Here is a 17479-nt window from a genome sequence, read left to right as displayed (position 1 = left end):
ATTAGGAAAGAAGCTTTTTTAATTCCTGCGTACGCTGAGTCGCTGCGTTAAGGATCGTCGACGGAACCGGAGATTCGTAATCAAGCCCGTGAGGGAACGTTGCCCGTCCGATGTATACCGCTTCCACCTCGAGAATCGCGTCCGGATTCTCGAGCTTTCCTTCTACGGCTCTTGTAGCGATGCGCAAGAAATAGTCTTGACCGCTCGTCCGATCATGGAGCTTAAGGTCATATGTAGCGCGGCGATATTCCCATTGCCAACGTACGAAACCCAATTTGTCGCTGGATTCGTCCAGATGGGCAAGGTCGCTGCGAACTCCGTTTAATCCGGTATTGTCGAGTAACATGGATAATCCTCCTTAGGATAAGCGATCCAACAAACAGCGTCATGACGCCTGCGGTTTGTCGTCACTGAGGTCAAAATATGCGTCGTTCCTTTCCATGATAGACGGTTTACGAGCCTTCTGCAAGCCCGGCCCCGCGCACAAGTTCGAACGTTCATTGACAATTATCCCCTCCTGCTTGCCCGGAAGGTTACGGAGCCGTTCGCTTTCTGATACAATGGTACAAATAGATGGATTACGGGAAAGGGGGCGCCACCATGACGGTTAATGAACAAACGCTGCAATCTCTATACGAAGATATGGTCCAATGGCGCCGGCGCTTGCATCAACATCCAGAACTATCTTTCCAAGAACACGAAACGTCGAGAATGATCGCCGATCTGCTGGATTCCTGGGGGCTGGAAGTTCGCCGCGGCGTGGCCGGAACCGGAGTCGTGGCGAAGCTTATCGGCGACTTGCCAGGCCGAACGATCGCTCTGCGGGCGGATATCGACGCGCTTGCCATACAAGATGCGAAGGATTGTACGTATCGTTCTTCCGTCCCGGGCGTAATGCACGCCTGCGGACATGATGGACATACGGCGCAACTGTTAGCCGTCGCCCGTTATTATAGCCTTCATCGGAACGAAACGGCAGGAACGAGGGTTTTCTTGTTCCAGCCGGGCGAAGAAGTGTTGCCCGGAGGGGCGATTCGGATGATCGCCGACGGCGCGCTCGAAGGAGTAGACGCGATTTACGGGATTCATTTATGGTCGCCTCTTCCGTACGGAACCGCGACGACGCGTCCGGGGCCGTTCATGGCTACCCCCGATGAATTCGAGATCGAGATTACGGGCAAAGGCGGGCACGGCGGATTGCCTCACGAGAGCAGGGACGCATTAGTTACGGGAGCGTCGCTTGTCGTGGCGCTGCAGACGATCGTCGCACGCAGCGTGAATCCGCTCGACGCGGCAGTTCTGTCCGTCGGCAGGATGGCAGCGGGTTCGGCGAATAATATCATCGCCGCGAGCTGCAAGCTGAGCGGTACGATTCGTTCCTTTAATAAGGAAGTTCGAGCTCTCGTCCGCAAGCGGTTGGAGGAAATCGTCAAGCATACTTGCGAAATGCACGACTGCGAGTACGGGCTACAATACTTCGAAGGTTATCCGCCCGTGGTGAACGACGAGCGAGAAGCCGACAGAGTGCTTCGCATTATCGCAGACACATTACCGGGGACGGTTTCCGGTCCGTGCGAGCAAATCATGGCAGGCGAAGATTTCTCGTATTACTTGGAGCAGAAACCAGGTTGTTTCTTCTTCGTAGGCGCGGGCAATGAGGAGGGAAGCTCCGCTCCCCACCATCATCCCCGTTTCGATATCGAGGAGAGGGCGATGCTCCATTCGGCTAAGCTGCTTATCGCGGTTGCGAATGATTCGGCTTCCGAGCTCTTAGAATAGACGAATGCCGTATAAGGTTTTCCTGTTTCGGTCAACCTAGAGACCGATGACTATGAAGATGGGCAACCGAACACTTAGGTTGCTTAATCGAAACAGGAGGAACTACATGCGAAAAATTGCCGATATCATGTCAGCAGACTGTACCACGATTTCCCCTCAGGGCAGCATTAAAGAAGCGGCTGAATTGATGAAGCAGCATGACATCGGCTTCATTCCCGTCATCGATGGCCGTAAGCTAATCGGAGTCGTTACGGACCGCGATCTCGTCATCCGAGGTTACGCGAACAATCATGACGGCTCGACGTCCGTCTCGGAAGTGCTTTCCGATAACGTTCGTACCGTCTCCCCCGACGTATCCGTCGACGAAGCGGCATCGATCATGTCGTCGGGCCAAATTCGCAGGCTGCCGGTCGTGGAGAACGGGCACTTGATCGGAGTCGTCTCTTTGGGGGATTTGGCCATACGGGAAATTTTCGTCAACGAAGCCGGAGAAGCGTTAAGCGGCATATCCGAGCATGAAGGTCAATCTTCTTCATTTGCCCATTAGGGATGTAAGGCCCATTTTCCGGGGAACCGGGTAATGGGCTTTTTTGCGTTCCCAAGAAGCTTAGAAATCTAACGGAAAGGGAAGGCTGAGGTTAGCAAGGAGGGATGCGGGTTGAACAGTACCCGGCCGTTATGGGTCCAATCGGATGGCACCGTGCTTTTGGACGGGAGACACCCCGATTACGAGGAAACGAGAGACTTTTTAAGAGAAATCGCCGAGCTTCAGAAGCGCCCGGGAGAGTGGCACACTTACCGTCTGACGCAGGTGTCGTTATGGAACGCCGCGGCAGCGGGACGGGATTGCGAGTATGTGATAAGACAATTAACCGAGCTGGCGCGCAATGAGATCCCCCGTCGGTTGGAAGAGGAGATCCGCTCGCAAATGAGCCGATACGGCCAACTCCGGCTAAGCTTTTCGGACGGCGGATTAACTCTTGCTGCCGAATCGGCGGAGCTGATGGCGATGGTATGCGGCTGGGAAACGGTCTCGTCGGTTTTTGCAAGTCCTCCTAGGGAGACCAGCGTCGTCATTCATGAAGGTTCGCGCGGGTGGATTAAACGCGAGCTGGCTGCCCGTGGTTATCCCGTTAAGGACGATGCGGGGTTTCATGCCGGAGAATCGTTGGAGGTTGCTTTCCGCGAGGTTTCCGTTCTGGGTAAGCCCATACATCTAAGAGACTACCAGGCCGATGCGGTAAAGGCCTTGCTCGGGGACGGGAGGCACGACGGAGGAAGCGGAGTTATCGTTCTCCCTTGCGGCGCGGGGAAAACCTGGGTGGGAATGGCGGCGATCGCCCGATTAAAAGTCGAAACGCTTATCCTGACCTCGAACGGGGTGTCGGTATCCCAATGGATAACCGAGCTTTTGCGCAATACGACGTTATCGGAGGATGAGGTCGGGGAATATACGGGTCACAAGAAAAACGTCAAGCCCATAACGGTGGCGACTTACCAGGTGCTTACCCACAGGCGCTCGAAGGATGAGGAATATCCCCATTTGCAGCTTTTCGTAAATAGGGACTGGGGCCTCATTATTTACGACGAGGTTCATTTGTTGCCTGCGCCGGTGTTCCGGATGACGGCGGAAATCCAAGCGACGAGAAGATTGGGGCTAACGGCGACGCTCGTCAGGGAAGACGGGCGGGAAGGCGACGCTTTTGCCTTGATCGGACCTAAAAGATACGAGATTCCTTGGAAAGCGATGGAAGAGAAAGGTTGGATCGCTCAAGCTGCTTGCACCGAAGTGAGGGTGCCGCTGGATCCGGATACCGCGATCACCTATGCCAACGCGCCTAAACGCAGCAGGCATCGCATCGCGGGAGAAAACCCGCGCAAGGCAGAGGTCGTGAAATCCTTGCTGGAGCGCCATAGCGGATTGCAGACCTTAATCATCGGTCAATATCTCGATCAGTTACGCGAGCTTTCGCGCGAGTTATCGCTGCCGCTCATTACCGGCGAGATGCCGCATCGAAGCCGTAAGCAATGGTTCGACCGATTCAACGAAGGGGAAATCGACGTGCTTCTCGTATCGAAGGTAGCCAATTTCGCGGTCGATCTGCCGAATGCTTCCGTTGCTATCCAAGTATCCGGCAGCTATGGATCGAGGCAAGAGGAGGCGCAGCGGTTAGGAAGGATCATGCGCCCTAAAAGATCGGGAGGCGGGGCGACTTTCTATTCCGTCGTTAGCGAAGGGACGGACGAGGTGGAATTCGCGCGCAATCGGGGTCGGTTTCTGTTGGAACAAGGATATCCTTATGAAGTGGATACTTGGGAATCGCTCGAAAAATCCGTTTCGTCAGAGGAGGCCAAGCCATGAACATCTCTCTATCCGTTCAACGGCTCCCGGAATCGATTCGACGGCTCATCCTTGCGGATCCGACGATCAAGCCAAGGTGCGATCAAGGGGATAAATTAGAGGAAATCCTAAGAAGCCGGGAGTGGGCGCAAGCGTGGCTTAGACAAAACGGCGATTCGTCGTCAGTAAAGGTGCTCAGAGCAATTCTTATTGAATTTGCGGGTTTGCCGTTTGAACTTGAATCGCTGATTAAGCTATTAGAGAGAACATCATCGTTAACCGGAGCCGAGACGAGGGTTGCGTTGACGAAGCTGCGAAGATCGGGCGTCGTCTTTGCGGTTCGCAAGGCGTGGGGAGAACAATTGTTGTATTTGCCTTCGGACTGCGTTTCGTTATGGCAGCCATTGTTATTGCCGATCGCAGGCAGCGCCATAATGGATATCGACGCGAGAGACGTGGTCAACGTCTCCGGACAATTCCGCCTTCCGCTATCGCTGGAGCTTTTATCGGTATGGCACCAGATTGCACGAGAACCTCTCTTGTGGACGTCCAAAGGCACCATTTCCCGTACCGACGTTACTCGGATGACTAAGAGGATGAGGCTATCCGCAGAGGAGTTCGATTGTTTATCCTTGGCTTACCCTCAAAGTGAAAACCTTCCCCCGCAAATCGCCATCGCTCTTGATCTTGGATTGCATAACGGCGTATTGCGGAAGTCCGGAAACGAAATTCGCATTTCCGATTCGGGTCTGACTTCGTGGTTAGCCTATTCGCCAATGGAGGCGGACCGTCTGCTGTACGCTCAACTCGCCGATCGGTATGGCGCGGTCAGTCCGGCGTTACATCTTACGGCTTCTTCGATTATGACCTTAACCGCGATGAAATGGTATTTGGACGAGGATGCGGCCGTTCGGGACGGGCAAGAGCGAGCGATTAACGATTGGCTGGAACTGCTGCAAGCTCTCGGTTGGCTTGAACGGGGCGCATGGAACGGCAGAGCGGTTTTTCGGATCAAGCAGCCGCTACGAACGGGATCGGCATATCCGACGGAGCAGGATGAAGGGCAAGCAGCAATTTTCGTGCAGCCGGACGGAGAAGTTCTGGTCCTTCCGGAAGCGGGACTAAGGGAGCGTTGGGTTTTATCCGAGATAGCCGAGCTTGTGACGGCGGATACTGTTTTCGTATACCGGATAACGAGAAACTCCTGCATGGAGGCCAGTAATGCCGGTTATTCTAAGGAATCGCTAATATCGTTCCTGGAGCAAGCCTCAAGAGGGCAATTACCGGAGCCTGTCGCCAGATCGATAGAGGATTGGTATTCGATGCTCGGTAAAGTTCGATTCGCCGAGGCCATGCTGTTGCGAACGGAAAACGCGGCTGTAGCGGGCAAGCTCCGACAAGATCCCGAGACGGCCGAGAAACTGTTGGAGCAAGTCGGCGACCGTGATTTTATCGTTGATCGTTCTTCCATTAAGTTTCTTAACGAAAGGTTGCGCAAAATAGGCTACCCGCCGCTGGACCAACGGCTTCGCATGAATATTGCGGATACTCATCAGCCCGAGCTCGTACCCGGACGGTCGGATTCGGAGGAATCGGGCTGGATCTATAGGCGCCACGTGTTATCCGTATTCGAAGCGGACCGCACGTTGCCTGCCGCAAAGGATCTGTTTCCCGGGATGCTGGACATTCCGGCGGCATGGATCACGAAACCAAGGACATACCATCTGTCCACGCGCAAGGAACTGCTGCAGCGAGCCATCGATTGGCAAGCTCCCGTTCAAGTGGAGCGGGACGGCCAAACCAAGCTATTCGTTCCCGTCGAGTTAAAGGAAGATGGTGGAAAATGGTCGGTTATTGGTCAATGGCGGTTGTTTGCCGACAACGGGAGTACCGGAAACCGAATCGGCTCGGAAGCAACTATCGCGGTCGGCGCGGACGAGATCGAAGCCGTGATGATCGTGCTCCCCGACTTGGAGGATATCGAAACCAATTGACCGGATAGCGGCAAGTTGTGTTATGATGATGGGGTATGGCAAAGCCGAGAGGTGAGGTGAGGCCGATGGCCAGCATGACTCAAACCCTCCCTGCGGCAGAACAAGGTGTGAGGGATAACGCGCCTGCCGATATGGCAATGCTCCTATCCTACGCCTTCGAGCTGGGGGATTCGCTTAAAAACTCCGTTTTGGCGGCGGAATATGCGTATTGGAAAGATCAAGTGCTTCAAGACGCCGAGGCGCAAAGCCTGACTAAGCAATTCGCCAAGGCGAAAGAGCAATTCGCGGAATGCGAACGATTCGGAAGGTTCCATCCGGACTATAACGCCGCATTGGATCGCGTGTACGAGATGGAAGCGCTGCTTGATCAGGTGGAAGCGGTTCGCAGGTACAAAGCCGCGGAAAACTCCTTGGATGAACTGCTTAATGATATATCCCGAACGCTGGCGCACGCCGTATCGCATAGCATTAAGGTTCCGGACAACGATCCGAATCCGAAAGCTTCCGGCTGCGGCAACGGCGGAAGCTGCTCCTGCGGTAGCGGAGGCTGCGGCTGATCAGATTGATAGAACCGGAGGTTAAACATGTTTGCCGAACGGACAGGTTATATCGTGTGGTTTAGCGATTCGAAAGCGGCGAAGGGCTTGGACAAATACGGAACTTTGCATTATATGTCCCGCAAGATGCAGTACGCCGTAATGTACATGAATGCCGACGTTGCGGAAGAAGCGGTCCGTAACCTGCAACGTTTGCCTTTCGTCCGCAAAGTCGAACGCTCGTACCGCAATGAAATCAAAACGGAATACGAGAAAAACGTACCCGACAAAACCCGTTTTTACGGTTTATAATCGCAAGAAAGCCATTGAATGGAAGAAAGCCTCCCGGATACGGGAGGCTTTCTTTAGTCTCTTTTCCATAATGTGAGAGGCATGCCAATTGGAGAACAGGAAATAAATATTTTGAATTGACGAATGTCGAAACGCGCTATTAAACTAGTAACAATTCTGTTTTATTGCTGTAATAGGCAGAAGCGTTACAGCTTCAGGCAGCTCAGAATAAACACCATGAAAAGAGGTAACGAAGTGAAGAAAAAATGGCTCTCTACGATTATGATTTCCTCTGCCGCTTTGCTCGTAATGGCAGGTTGCGGAAACAAACCCGAAGCCGGCAACAATTCCGGTGCTGCAACGCCAGCGCCAAGCGCATCGTCGAGCGCGTCTCCAACCGCATCCGGTTCCAATGCCGAAGCGGGCAGCTACAAGATCGCGATTTCCCAATACGTCGAACACCCTTCCCTGGATGCGACGCGCGAAGGATTCCTGGCGGCGCTTAAAGATGCGGGCATCGTCGACGGCGAGAATCTCAAGGTAGATCTTAACATCGCTCAAGCGGATTCCACCAATAACTTGTCGATCGCTCAGAAAATCGCTTCCGAGAAGAACGACTTGGTACTCGGAATCGCAACTCCTTCCGCGTTGGCGGTAGCGCAGAACGTGAAGGAAACGCCGGTTCTGTTCGCGGCGGTAACCGATCCGCTCGCGGCGAAGATCGTAACGAATCTTGATCAACCGGGCGGCAACGTCTCCGGTGCTTCCGATACGAATCCTGAAGCGATCACGGAGCTCATGAACTTCATCGCCAGCGACATGCCGAACGTCAAGAACGTCGGAATCGTTATCAATGAAGGCGAAGAGAACGCGGTCGTTATGGCTAAGAAAGCCGAGGAAGCTTTGGCGGCCCACGATATCAAGCTTGTTAGAGCCGCGGCTTCCAATACTTCCGAAGTGAAGCAAGCTGCCGAATCGCTGGTCGGCCGTGCCGATGCGATCTATATCACATTGGATAATACCGTCGTGAGCGCCGTCGATACCATTATTCAAGTAGCCAACGATAACAAAATCCCGTTCTTCTCCAGCGATAGAGATACCGTTGAGAAGGGAGCTTTCGCAACCGTAGGCTTTAAATATTACGACCACGGCTATCAAGTCGGCCAAATGGCCGTCGAGATCTTGAAGAACGGCAAGAAACCAGCCGACCTGAAAGTCACTGTTCCGGATAAACTTGATCTGATTCTTAACTTGAAAGCGGCAGCCGCGCAAGGAATCACGGTAACGGATGCCATGAAGGATAAAGTAAAGGACAAAGATAATAATATTATCCAGTAACAGATAGTGGAGTGAACGATTCCCGTCGTTCACTCCACTTCTTCTATAAGGAGGCTGAACCATGCTTGATTCAATTTACGGAGCGATAGCGCTAGGCCTTCTTTACGCGTTAATGGCTCTTGGAGTATATATCACGTTTCGCATTCTGGATTTCCCGGATTTAACCGTAGACGGCAGCTTTGCAACGGGCGGAGCGATCGCCGCGATTATGATTTCGCAAGGATATAGTCCCTTGCTGGCCACCTTGGCCGCTTTCGGCGGAGGATTAGCGGCTGGGGCTTGCACGGGGCTTCTGCATACGAAGGGGAAAGTGAACGGATTGTTGGCGGGGATCTTGATGATGATCGCCCTTTATTCCATCAATATCCGGATTATGGGCAGACCGAATGTTTCCGTCGTCAACACCGAGACGTTGCTCTCTCCGATAATGAAGCCGATTGGCTTATTTATTCTCGTCATGGCGATCGCCGTCATTATCGTGAAGCTGTTGTTGGACGCTTTCTTGCATACGGATATTGGTCTAGCGCTTAGGGCGACCGGCGACAACGAGAGAATGATTCGGAGCTTCGGGGCGAACACGGACCGGACGAAAATTCTCGGCATTAGCTTATCGAACGGATTGGTAGCGGTCTCCGGCGCGTTGATCGCGCAACAAGGGGGCTTTGCGGATATCTCGATGGGAGTAGGGATGATCGTCATCGGTTTGGCTTCGGTTATTATCGGGGAAGCGATCTTCGGAGCAAGATCGGTATTCATCGCTACTCTGGCTGTAGTGCTTGGCTCTGTCGTGTATCGTATCGTAGTGGCTTTGGCTCTGCGGGTCGAATTATTCAAATCCTCGGACCTGAAGCTGGTTACCGCTCTTATCGTAATCGTTGCGCTCGTCGTTCCTTATATAAGACGCATGATGAAGCAGAAGAGCGTTGCTCGCAGACGCTCCGCGGAGCTATTGGCCGCGGTTTCTCAGGGCAAAGGAGGCAACTCTTAGATGCTGGATTTAGTGAACGTATCTAAATTGTTTAATCCGGGAACCCCGGACGAGAAAGTCGCATTAATGAATGCGAATTTGAAGTTTAAGACGGGGGATTTCGTTACCGTAATCGGCAGTAACGGCGCGGGAAAGTCCACGCTGATGAACATTATCTCCGGCGTCATGAAGCCCGATATCGGCGAAGTTCGGATAGAAGACAAAGCGATTCAGCACGTTCCGGAGTACGAAAGAAGCCGTTGGATCGGCCGTGTATTCCAAGATCCGATGGCAGGAACCGCTCCGCGAATGACGATCGAAGAAAATTTGACGATGGCCTATAAACGGGGGAAGACGCGGGGACTAGGTTGGGGAGCAACTTCCGCTAAGCGGCAATTGTTCCGCGAACAGCTCGCGCGGCTTGGAATCGGCCTCGAAAACCGCATGAACGCTAAGGTCGGATTGCTGTCGGGAGGAGAGCGTCAAGCGTTAAGCTTGCTGATGGCGACTTTCACGAAGCCGGAAATCTTGCTTCTGGACGAGCATACGGCCGCATTGGATCCGGCGCGGGCGGAACTGATTACGCGCCTGACCGAGGAGATCGTTAGGGAAATGAAGCTGACGACGCTGATGGTCACCCATAACATGGAGCAAGCGATTCGGTTAGGAAACCGCTTGATCATGATGGATAAAGGGCGTATCATTCTAGATATACCGGAGGAACGGAAAAACAGCTTATTCGTAGCTCAACTGCTCGGTGAATTCGAGCGGATCAGCGGACACCAGCTGTCGGACGATCGGGTCATCCTTGGCTAGCAATGAGCGTCAACAATCCAGTACGAAGTCGGATCGTCGGGAAGTTCCCGACGATCTTTACTTTAGCCAAAGTTGAACTAAATAGTGGAATGTAAGGCGTCATTTTATTTTATTGTTGAATCATCGGGAAAGAATGCGGTAAAATGAACTTATGTTCCTAGTCATGAATGGGTTGCTTATGAGTCATGAGACCTATAATCGGGAAGGGGAAGGCCCGGTGAAGGATAAACATACGGAGCGCTGGAATACTTACGAGCCCTTCCATGTTGTTCTAGGGGATAAGAAGGTAGTCGACATCATCATTACCAATCATGCTCGCACGCGCTGGACGGATCGGGTTGAAAGCGAAAAGACCGGTTATTCCGATATCGCCGAGTTTATGTGGGAATGCTTGAAGGAAGACCGTATCGTGTCTTATTACCGGAACGAGCAGGATGTGTATACGATCGATGACGATCTCGTATTTGTCGCGGAATTCGCCGTAAGCGAGACGGAAACGGACTTAATCGGAAACCCCTTGCATAAAATGATTATCGTTACGTTCCTAGGAAGAATGTCGGAAACGATGGAATTGCGCGATTTGAAAACGTATTATTCTTGGTTGCGGCATTCCAGACGCATGACATTGATCAAAAACAATCGTAAACGCCGTTAAGGCAAATTGATATGACGAACAGCCGGGCCGGAGGGTTACTTCCCCCCGGCTGTTCGCGTTATGTGATATAGTTAAACTAACTTAATGGACGTAAGGCGGGGCGAACATGGCACTGAACGTACATCAGCTTCATATTTTCTATACGGTTGCGGAACGGGGAAGCTTCTCGGCTGCCGCCCAAGCTTTGCATATGACCCAGCCTGCCGTAACGATGCAGGTTCAAGCGTTGGAGGAAAGATTCGGTACGAAGCTGCTCAACCGGACGACCAAAAAACTGGAGCTGACGGAGGCGGGACATCGGTTGTTGCCGCAAGCGCGTAAAGCGGTAGAGCTGATGCGGGATACGGACGAGATGATGGTTGCGTATATCGAGGAGTTGAAAGGCAGGCTGCAGTTCGCGGCTAGCTTAACGATCGGGGAGTACGTTCTGCCAAGTCTGTTAGGGCCTTTCTTGCGGCGGTTCCCGGACGTCACCGTGGACATGAAAGTCATGAATACGACGGAAATCGTTGATGCGGTAGCTCACCAAGGGCTGGAGTTCGGTATTATCGAAGCTCCTTGCGAGGTTCCGGGTCTCGAAGTGCAAACGGTTATGGACGACGAACTACTGCTAATTACGCCTACGGACCATCCTTTCGCGTCTCGGGATGAGGTTACTCTCGAAGAGTTCATGCGAGAGCCGATGGTGCTGCGGGAAAAGGGCTCGGGCACTCGCATGATTATGGAAGAGGAGCTTCGCCGCCACGGAGTAAGCGAAGCCGAGTTGCGCGTCGTCAGTGAATTCGGCAGCACCGGAGCCGTTAAATCGGCGGTAGAAGCGGGTCTTGGGCTAAGTTTGCTCTCCATTTGGACCATTAAGCATGAACTGGCGTTAGGATTGCTCAAACCGGTCAAAATCTCGGGCGTTAATTTCAGACGGCAGTTTTATGCGGTGTGGCTGCAATCTTCGCTTCTTTCGATTCCGGCAACCGCTTTGCTGCAAGACTTGAGGGGGCTTTCCCATGATCGCTAAGGCGGATTTGCATACCCATACGACCGCTTCCGACGGGATGTTCCGGCCTGCGGAGAACGTACGGTTGGCTAAGGAAGCAGGCCTGTCCGCCTTGGCGATAACGGATCATGATACGATCGCGGGAGTGGAGGAAGCGCTGGCAGCGGGAAGAGAATACGGCATAACGGTTATCCCCGGCATGGAACTCAGCACATCGGCCGACGGTAAAGATATCCATATTCTCGGATATGGGATTTCCACGGAGGATTCGGTTTTGTTGTCTCGGCTGCAGGCGCAAAGGAATGTCAGAAATCGCAGGAACGAGGAAATACTTAACAAATTAGCGGAGCTGAACATGCATGTATCCCTCGAGGAACTGGAAGCGGCGGCGGGCAAATCCCGTCTAGAAGACGGTTCGATCGGCAGGCCGCATATTGCTCAAGTGCTCGTCGACAAAGGCTATGTTGCCGATAAGAGGGAAGCGTTCGAACGGTTGCTCGGAGAAGGAAAGCCGGCTTATGCGAGCCTGACGCGAATTGCCCCGACGGAAGCGATTCGGTGGATCCACGAGGCGGGCGGAATAGCGATCATCGCTCATCCCGGTTTGTACGGGGACGATGATTTGGTATTAACTTTGTTGGATAGCGGAGCGGATGGCTTGGAGGCATTCCATTCGGATCATGACGAGCGGATGGAGCAACGTTATGCGGAGTGGGCGGAAAACCGCGGAAAACTCGTGACGGGAGGCTCCGATTTTCACGGGGTAAAGGACGGTGTGGCGTTCCATGGCGATATCGGGAACCGCACTGTCGACGCGTCGATTGTCGATAAATTGCTGCGCAACGGTTGACGTAGCTCTGTCGTTAGGAATAACCGAACTGCACGCAGCATAAACGCAACAAAAAGCGGTGGAACGGAGACGCAATCTCCGGGTTCCACCGCTTTATTAATGTCACTTCACCGTATAAGGCATTTGCTGCACAATAGTCTCGTCCGGCGTAACGAACAAAGTTTTCTGGCCGTCGTAGATGACGAATCCGGGTTTGGCGCCGCTCGGCTTGCGGACGTTGCGTATGCGGGTGTAGTCGACCGGGACGCTGCTGGATGCTCTGGCTTTACTATAATATGCGGCCAATATAGCGGCTTCTTGCAGCGTTTCCTCCCCGTATTCCGCGCTGCGGATAAGAACGTGGGAACCGGGTATGTCCTTGGTATGAAGCCAAGTATCCGTGGACATGGCCAGACGGTTGGTCACATAGTCGTTCTGGGTGTTGTTTTTGCCGACGTAGATCGGAATACCTTCGCTTGAAGTGTAGCAGAGCACGGAAGGCGTTTCTTTCTTTTTCTTCTTCATTCCCCGCTTTACGCCGCGGTCGCGAATGTATCCTTGTTCGATCAATTCCTCGCGAATTTCTCCGATGTCGTTGGGCGTAGCCGATTCCAGCCCTTGCAGCACCGAAGCCAAGTACTCCATTTCCGTTCTCGTAGCTTCCATTTGCTCGGATACGACCGATCGGCTGTTCTTCAGTTTATTATACTTGCGGAAGTAACGCTGGGCGTTCTCGTTCGGGGTAAGAAGCGGGTCAAGCGCAATCGATATCGTGGGCTGCTCTTCCTCGTAATAGTCGATAACGTCGACGGATTTGTCGCCCCGTTGGAAAGCGTGAAGATGCGCGGTAAGCAATTCTCCCATTCGACGAACGAGATCGGCTTCTTCGGCTTCCTTAAGAGTATCTTGCAGCTTGAGCAGCTTTTTCTCGTTTTTGGCCATTTCGTTCAGCAGGAAACGGTTCAGGTCCGTCGTCCGCTGCCGGACCAAATCCCGGGAGGCTTTGTCCCTATAGAAGATTTCGAGACATTGGTGCATGGAGTCGAATGCTTGCGCTTCGCCTTTTGCATGGGTCAAGGCAACGGCGGAGAACAGAGCTTTGCCCTCTCCCGTAATGACCAGATTCGGCGTATATTCGTTCGAGGCTACCTGCTTCATCATTTTGTCGAAGATCGTCCATGGCTCTTGTTGTTGATCTGCGGCACGGAAAGCGATCTCGCGTGTAATGAGCGGGCTTAGTCCCGTATAAGCGTTAAGCAGTGCAGACGACAAGGCATTCACGTCCGTGAGCCGATCCGTTTGCGGCAGCGAAGCGAGAACCGCTTCGAAGCCGGCCGAAGTCGCATCGAGCGGGCTGACTTTGTCTTGGGACGGCGGAGGCACGTACGCGCTGCCTGGCAGAACGACCCGATAGCTGCTAATAGCCGGGGTGACGTGACGAATTCCATCGTGGATAATCCCGGTCGCCGGATCCAACAAGATCAAGTTGCTATGGCGCCCCATGATTTCCAACACGATCGTCTTGAAGGAGGAATCTCCCAACTCGTCGCGATGGCGAACGTCGATCTCGACGATCCGTTCCAGTCCGACTTGCCGGACGGCCTCGATGACGCCGCCTTCGCAATACTTGCGCAGAAGCATGCAAAACATAGGCGGCTCCTGAGGATTGGCCCACGTTTGTTCGGTCCAATGTATGCGGGGCATCGAGGGGTGCGCGGACAAGAGCAGCTTGCCATTTACGCCTTGTCCCCTAATATGCAGAATCAGTTCGTTTTCCGTAGGTTGATATATTTTATGAATGCGCGCTTTGACGCTTGCTTGCAGCTCGTGCACGAGCGCTCGGGTGACGATTCCGTCCAATGACATAGCGGTTGCTCCTGTTACATCGCTTACGATGCGTGATTTTCTGTCTCCCTATGATGCCACACATCGAACCAAAGGGAAAGCTTTGTCTGCCGATCAAGGACAACCAAGCGGGATATTTCCCGGCTTGTCTGAATACACATAGGTCATAAACGCGGATAAGACGGAAGGGGATGACCAACGTGGAAGGAAAGGCATGGCATCAGCTTAGCGAAGAACAATTGATGGCGACGCTGGGTTCCGACATCAAGAAAGGGCTGTCGGCGGACGAAGCGTCCAATCGATTGCAGGCGCAAGGTCCCAATGAACTTGCGGAAAAGCAAGGGGAATCTCCGCTCAAGCTATTGCTGAATCAATTCAAGGATTTTATGGTGCTCGTGCTGCTAGGGGCTACCGTTATCTCCGGTCTGCTTGGAGAGATGCTCGACGCCCTTACGATTGTTGCGATTATTTTGATTAACGGTATTCTGGGTTTCTATCAGGAGTTTCGGGCCGAACGGTCGCTGCGGGCGCTTAAGGAACTGTCCGCTCCTTCCGCCAAAGTCATTCGGGGAGGCGAGTACGAGCAGATCCCCGCGCGGGATCTCGTTGCCGGAGATATCGTATTGTTGGAGAGCGGAGACCGGGTGCCTGCGGACCTTCGCTTCCTCGAATGCAACGATTGCTCTGTCGACGAGGCGGCTTTGACCGGGGAATCGGTACCGGTCGTCAAGCAAGCCGTTCGGCTTGCCGCGGAGGAGCTTCCTCTCGGCGACCGGAAAAACTGCGGTTACTTGGGAACGATGGTCACTCGAGGAACGGCCAAAGGGGTCGTAACCGTAACGGGCATGCAGACGGAAATGGGAAAAATCGCGAATCTTATCCAGCAGACGGAAGAGGCGGACACTCCGCTTCAGCACCGCTTGGAGCAGTTGGGCAAAATCCTGATCGTCGTCGCCATTATTCTGACGATCGTCGTCGTGCTAGCGGGAATCCTGCACGGACAACCCATTTACGAAATGTTCCTGGCAGGCGTTAGCCTGGCTGTTGCCGCTATTCCCGAAGGACTACCTGCGATCGTGACGATCGCGCTCGCGCTCGGCGTGCAGAGGATGATCAAACGTAGGGCGATCGTACGCAAGCTGCCTTCCGTCGAGACGCTCGGCTGCGCATCCGTTATTTGTTCGGACAAAACCGGTACGCTGACGCAAAATAAAATGACCGTTACGCAGCTCTGGCTCGCAGGAAGAGCGATCGAAGTGACCGGGGAAGGCTACGATCCGATCGGCATGCTCAGGGAAGCCGGCAAGGGCGTCGACGCCAAAGGCGACGCTTCGCTGCGCAGATTAACCCAGATCGCGGCGCTGTGCAATAACTCGGATTTGTCCCAGCAGGAAAAAGCGGAAGATCCGAAGAAGCGCAAAACCGGCAAAGGCGAGCAAGCCCCGGCTGGCGAAGCGTTGGAGTGGCGAATCAAGGGAGATCCAACGGAAGGCGCTTTGCTCGTGCTCGCCGCGAAGACGGGAATGGTCAAATCGGCCTTGCAGAGCCTCTACACGCGAGTCAAAGAATTTCCTTTCGATGCGGAGCGCAAACGAATGTCCGTCATGGTGTCCCACCAAGGCGGCAAGCTGATCTGCACGAAAGGAGCGCCGGATCTGCTGGTCGGACAATGCGCTTACGTCCTGTGGGGCGACCAGGTCGTGCCCTTTACGGGAACGTTGAGGCAAAAAGTGATGACGGCGAACGAAGCGATGGCCAAGGATTCGCTACGCGTCCTCGGCCTAGCCTACCGGGAAGTGAAGCCTCACGAAGATTGCGAGACTAACGAGCAAGCGGAGAGCGGGCTCATATTCGTCGGATTGACGGGTATGATGGACCCGCCGCGCAAGGAAGTGAAGGATGCGATCTATAAGTGCCGTCAAGCCGGCATCAAGACGGTCATGATCACGGGAGATCACGGAACGACGGCGGAGGCGATCGCCAAGACGCTCGGAATCATGGGACGCGGGGGACGCGTCGTAACGGGAGCCGAATTGTCCGGAATGAACGACGACGAACTGGAACAAATCGCCGACGACGTTCAGGTGTATGCCCGGGTATCTCCCGAACATAAGCTGAGAATCGTCCAAGCTCTGCAACGGCGCGGGCACGTGGTCGCGATGACGGGAGACGGCGTGAACGACGCGCCGGCCGTCAAAGCGGCGGATATCGGAATCGCCATGGGGATTTCCGGAACGGACGTGACGAAAGAGGCTTCCGCACTCGTTCTTGCGGACGACAATTTCTCCAGCATCGTCGCCGCCGTCGAGGAAGGCCGGGGAATCTACGAGAATATCCGTAAATTCATTCGTTATTTGCTGGCATCCAACGTTGGAGAAATCATGACTATGTTTATGGCGATGATGGCGGGACTCCCGTTGCCGCTCGTTCCGATTCAGATCTTATGGGTCAATCTGGTCACCGACGGCTTGCCGGCCATGGCGCTCGGAGTCGATCAAGCGGAGAGCGATCTCATGCAGCACAAGCCGCGCTCCGCCAAAGAAAACATATTCGCGAGGCGACTAGGGTGGAAAATTATCAGCCGAGGCATTCTTATCGGCGTATGCACTCTGGGGGCGTTCATTATCGCCCTGAAGGCGGGAGCCGGACATTCGCAGCAGCTCGTGCACGCGCAAACCGTCGCATTCGCCACGTTAGTCATGGCCCAGCTCATCCATGTTTTCGATTGCCGCAGCTCGCGCTCGATTTTCCACCGTAAGCTGTTGGAAAATAAATTTCTAGTGCTGGCGGTGCTGTCTTCCTTGTTACTGATGTTGGCGGTGCTCTACGTCGAGCCGCTTCAGCCGGTATTCAAAACCGTTCCTCTGGACTTAAGGGATTGGGCGCTCGTCCTCGTAGCGGCGGGTATTCCGACGTTCGCGATGGGAATCGGAAGCGTGCTGGGAACGTCCAAGCAAAAGAAAAAAGGCCGCAAAATCACGTTCGGAGGGAACTCCGCACCCCCTACGATGGCAAGATAACCGTTAGATCAGCCTTGTGCCGAAAATCGATTTCGGCGCAGGGCTTTATTTCTTGTAAGGGACACAAATTTTGGTAA

15 protein-coding genes are annotated in these 17479 nt (G+C 53.8%); 13 read left to right on the top strand and 2 right to left on the bottom strand.

What is annotated here, in order from left to right:
* Nucleotide 1: 1 nt before the first annotated feature.
* Nucleotides 2–346 (bottom strand): YugN family protein, encoded by a 345-nt coding sequence (locus FPL14_RS03030; RefSeq protein ID WP_182301641.1) that lies wholly within the window; start codon nt 344–346, stop codon nt 2–4.
* Nucleotides 347–600: 254 nt separating this feature from the next.
* Between FPL14_RS03030 and FPL14_RS03025 the strand changes: the two genes are divergently transcribed.
* The 12 genes from FPL14_RS03025 (at nt 601) to FPL14_RS02970 (ending at nt 12558) form a co-directional block, all read left to right on the top strand.
* Nucleotides 601–1779, top strand: coding sequence for an amidohydrolase (locus tag FPL14_RS03025; RefSeq protein WP_182301640.1), 1179 nt, complete (start codon nt 601–603; stop codon nt 1777–1779).
* A gap of 106 nt (nt 1780–1885) precedes the next feature.
* Entirely contained in the window at nt 1886–2326 is a 441-nt protein-coding gene (locus FPL14_RS03020) for a CBS domain-containing protein (RefSeq protein ID WP_182301639.1), read from the top strand.
* A gap of 111 nt (nt 2327–2437) precedes the next feature.
* A complete protein-coding gene (locus FPL14_RS03015; protein WP_182301638.1) occupies nt 2438–4141 on the top strand; it encodes a DNA repair helicase XPB in 1704 nt (567 codons plus the stop codon).
* On the top strand, nt 4138–6114 hold the full coding sequence (locus tag FPL14_RS03010; RefSeq protein ID WP_182301637.1) for a helicase-associated domain-containing protein: 1977 nt from the start codon (nt 4138–4140) through the stop codon (nt 6112–6114). The genes FPL14_RS03015 and FPL14_RS03010 overlap by 4 nt, the downstream gene beginning before the upstream one ends.
* 65 nt (nt 6115–6179) lie before the next feature.
* A complete protein-coding gene (locus FPL14_RS03005; RefSeq protein WP_182301636.1) occupies nt 6180–6671 on the top strand; it encodes a YlbF/YmcA family competence regulator in 492 nt (163 codons plus the stop codon).
* Nucleotides 6672–6698: 27 nt separating this feature from the next.
* Nucleotides 6699–6962 carry a YlbG family protein gene (locus FPL14_RS03000; protein ID WP_182301635.1) on the top strand — a complete coding sequence of 88 codons (264 nt, stop codon included), beginning with the start codon at nt 6699–6701 and terminating at the stop codon, nt 6960–6962.
* A gap of 234 nt (nt 6963–7196) precedes the next feature.
* The gene (locus tag FPL14_RS02995; RefSeq protein ID WP_229263758.1) at nt 7197–8279 is read left to right on the top strand and encodes an ABC transporter substrate-binding protein; all 1083 of its coding nucleotides are present in this window, start codon (nt 7197–7199) and stop codon (nt 8277–8279) included.
* Between the two features lie 61 nt (nt 8280–8340).
* Nucleotides 8341–9267, top strand: coding sequence for an ABC transporter permease (locus FPL14_RS02990; RefSeq protein WP_182301633.1), 927 nt, complete (start codon nt 8341–8343; stop codon nt 9265–9267).
* Complete coding sequence (locus FPL14_RS02985; protein WP_182301632.1) at nt 9268–10062, top strand: ABC transporter ATP-binding protein; 795 nt, start codon at nt 9268–9270, stop codon at nt 10060–10062.
* A gap of 217 nt (nt 10063–10279) precedes the next feature.
* On the top strand, nt 10280–10717 hold the full coding sequence (locus FPL14_RS02980) for a hypothetical protein (protein ID WP_182301631.1): 438 nt from the start codon (nt 10280–10282) through the stop codon (nt 10715–10717).
* A gap of 106 nt (nt 10718–10823) precedes the next feature.
* Entirely contained in the window at nt 10824–11729 is a 906-nt protein-coding gene (locus FPL14_RS02975) for a LysR family transcriptional regulator (protein WP_182301630.1), read from the top strand.
* Nucleotides 11719–12558 (top strand): PHP domain-containing protein, encoded by an 840-nt coding sequence (locus tag FPL14_RS02970; RefSeq protein ID WP_182301629.1) that lies wholly within the window; start codon nt 11719–11721, stop codon nt 12556–12558. Before FPL14_RS02975 ends, FPL14_RS02970 begins: the two co-directional genes overlap by 11 nt.
* A gap of 102 nt (nt 12559–12660) precedes the next feature.
* On the opposite strand, the gene FPL14_RS02965 is transcribed toward FPL14_RS02970, so the two are convergent.
* Nucleotides 12661–14403, bottom strand: a complete 1743-nt coding sequence (locus FPL14_RS02965) for an Rqc2 family fibronectin-binding protein (RefSeq protein ID WP_182301628.1) — start codon at nt 14401–14403, stop codon at nt 12661–12663.
* 170 nt (nt 14404–14573) lie between these two features.
* Between FPL14_RS02965 and FPL14_RS02960 the strand changes: the two genes are divergently transcribed.
* Nucleotides 14574–17402 (top strand): calcium-translocating P-type ATPase, SERCA-type, encoded by a 2829-nt coding sequence (locus FPL14_RS02960; RefSeq protein ID WP_407644642.1) that lies wholly within the window; start codon nt 14574–14576, stop codon nt 17400–17402.
* Nucleotides 17403–17479 lie beyond the last annotated feature (77 nt).

Origin of the sequence: Cohnella cholangitidis, from assembly GCF_014107495.1 — a bacterium.
GTDB classification, from domain to species: Bacteria; Bacillota; Bacilli; order Paenibacillales; family Paenibacillaceae; genus Cohnella; species Cohnella cholangitidis.
This window is presented reverse-complemented; position numbering and strand designations above follow the sequence as displayed.

What these genes read in the sequence shown, in the direction of transcription:
- FPL14_RS03000 (WP_182301635.1), top strand. Translation starts at nt 6,699, where the DNA reads ATGTTTGCCGAACGGACAGGTTATATCGTGTGGTTTAGCGATTCGAAA.
- FPL14_RS02960 (WP_407644642.1), top strand. Translation starts at nt 14,574, where the DNA reads ATGACCAACGTGGAAGGAAAGGCATGGCATCAGCTTAGCGAAGAACAA.
- FPL14_RS03025 (WP_182301640.1), top strand. Translation starts at nt 601, where the DNA reads ATGACGGTTAATGAACAAACGCTGCAATCTCTATACGAAGATATGGTC.
- FPL14_RS03010 (WP_182301637.1), top strand. Translation starts at nt 4,138, where the DNA reads ATGAACATCTCTCTATCCGTTCAACGGCTCCCGGAATCGATTCGACGG.
- FPL14_RS03005 (WP_182301636.1), top strand. Translation starts at nt 6,180, where the DNA reads ATGGCCAGCATGACTCAAACCCTCCCTGCGGCAGAACAAGGTGTGAGG.
- FPL14_RS02990 (WP_182301633.1), top strand. Translation starts at nt 8,341, where the DNA reads ATGCTTGATTCAATTTACGGAGCGATAGCGCTAGGCCTTCTTTACGCG.
- FPL14_RS02970 (WP_182301629.1), top strand. Translation starts at nt 11,719, where the DNA reads ATGATCGCTAAGGCGGATTTGCATACCCATACGACCGCTTCCGACGGG.
- FPL14_RS03030 (WP_182301641.1), bottom strand. Translation starts at nt 346, where the DNA reads ATGTTACTCGACAATACCGGATTAAACGGAGTTCGCAGCGACCTTGCC.
- FPL14_RS02985 (WP_182301632.1), top strand. Translation starts at nt 9,268, where the DNA reads ATGCTGGATTTAGTGAACGTATCTAAATTGTTTAATCCGGGAACCCCG.
- FPL14_RS02965 (WP_182301628.1), bottom strand. Translation starts at nt 14,403, where the DNA reads ATGTCATTGGACGGAATCGTCACCCGAGCGCTCGTGCACGAGCTGCAA.
- FPL14_RS02975 (WP_182301630.1), top strand. Translation starts at nt 10,824, where the DNA reads ATGGCACTGAACGTACATCAGCTTCATATTTTCTATACGGTTGCGGAA.
- FPL14_RS03020 (WP_182301639.1), top strand. Translation starts at nt 1,886, where the DNA reads ATGCGAAAAATTGCCGATATCATGTCAGCAGACTGTACCACGATTTCC.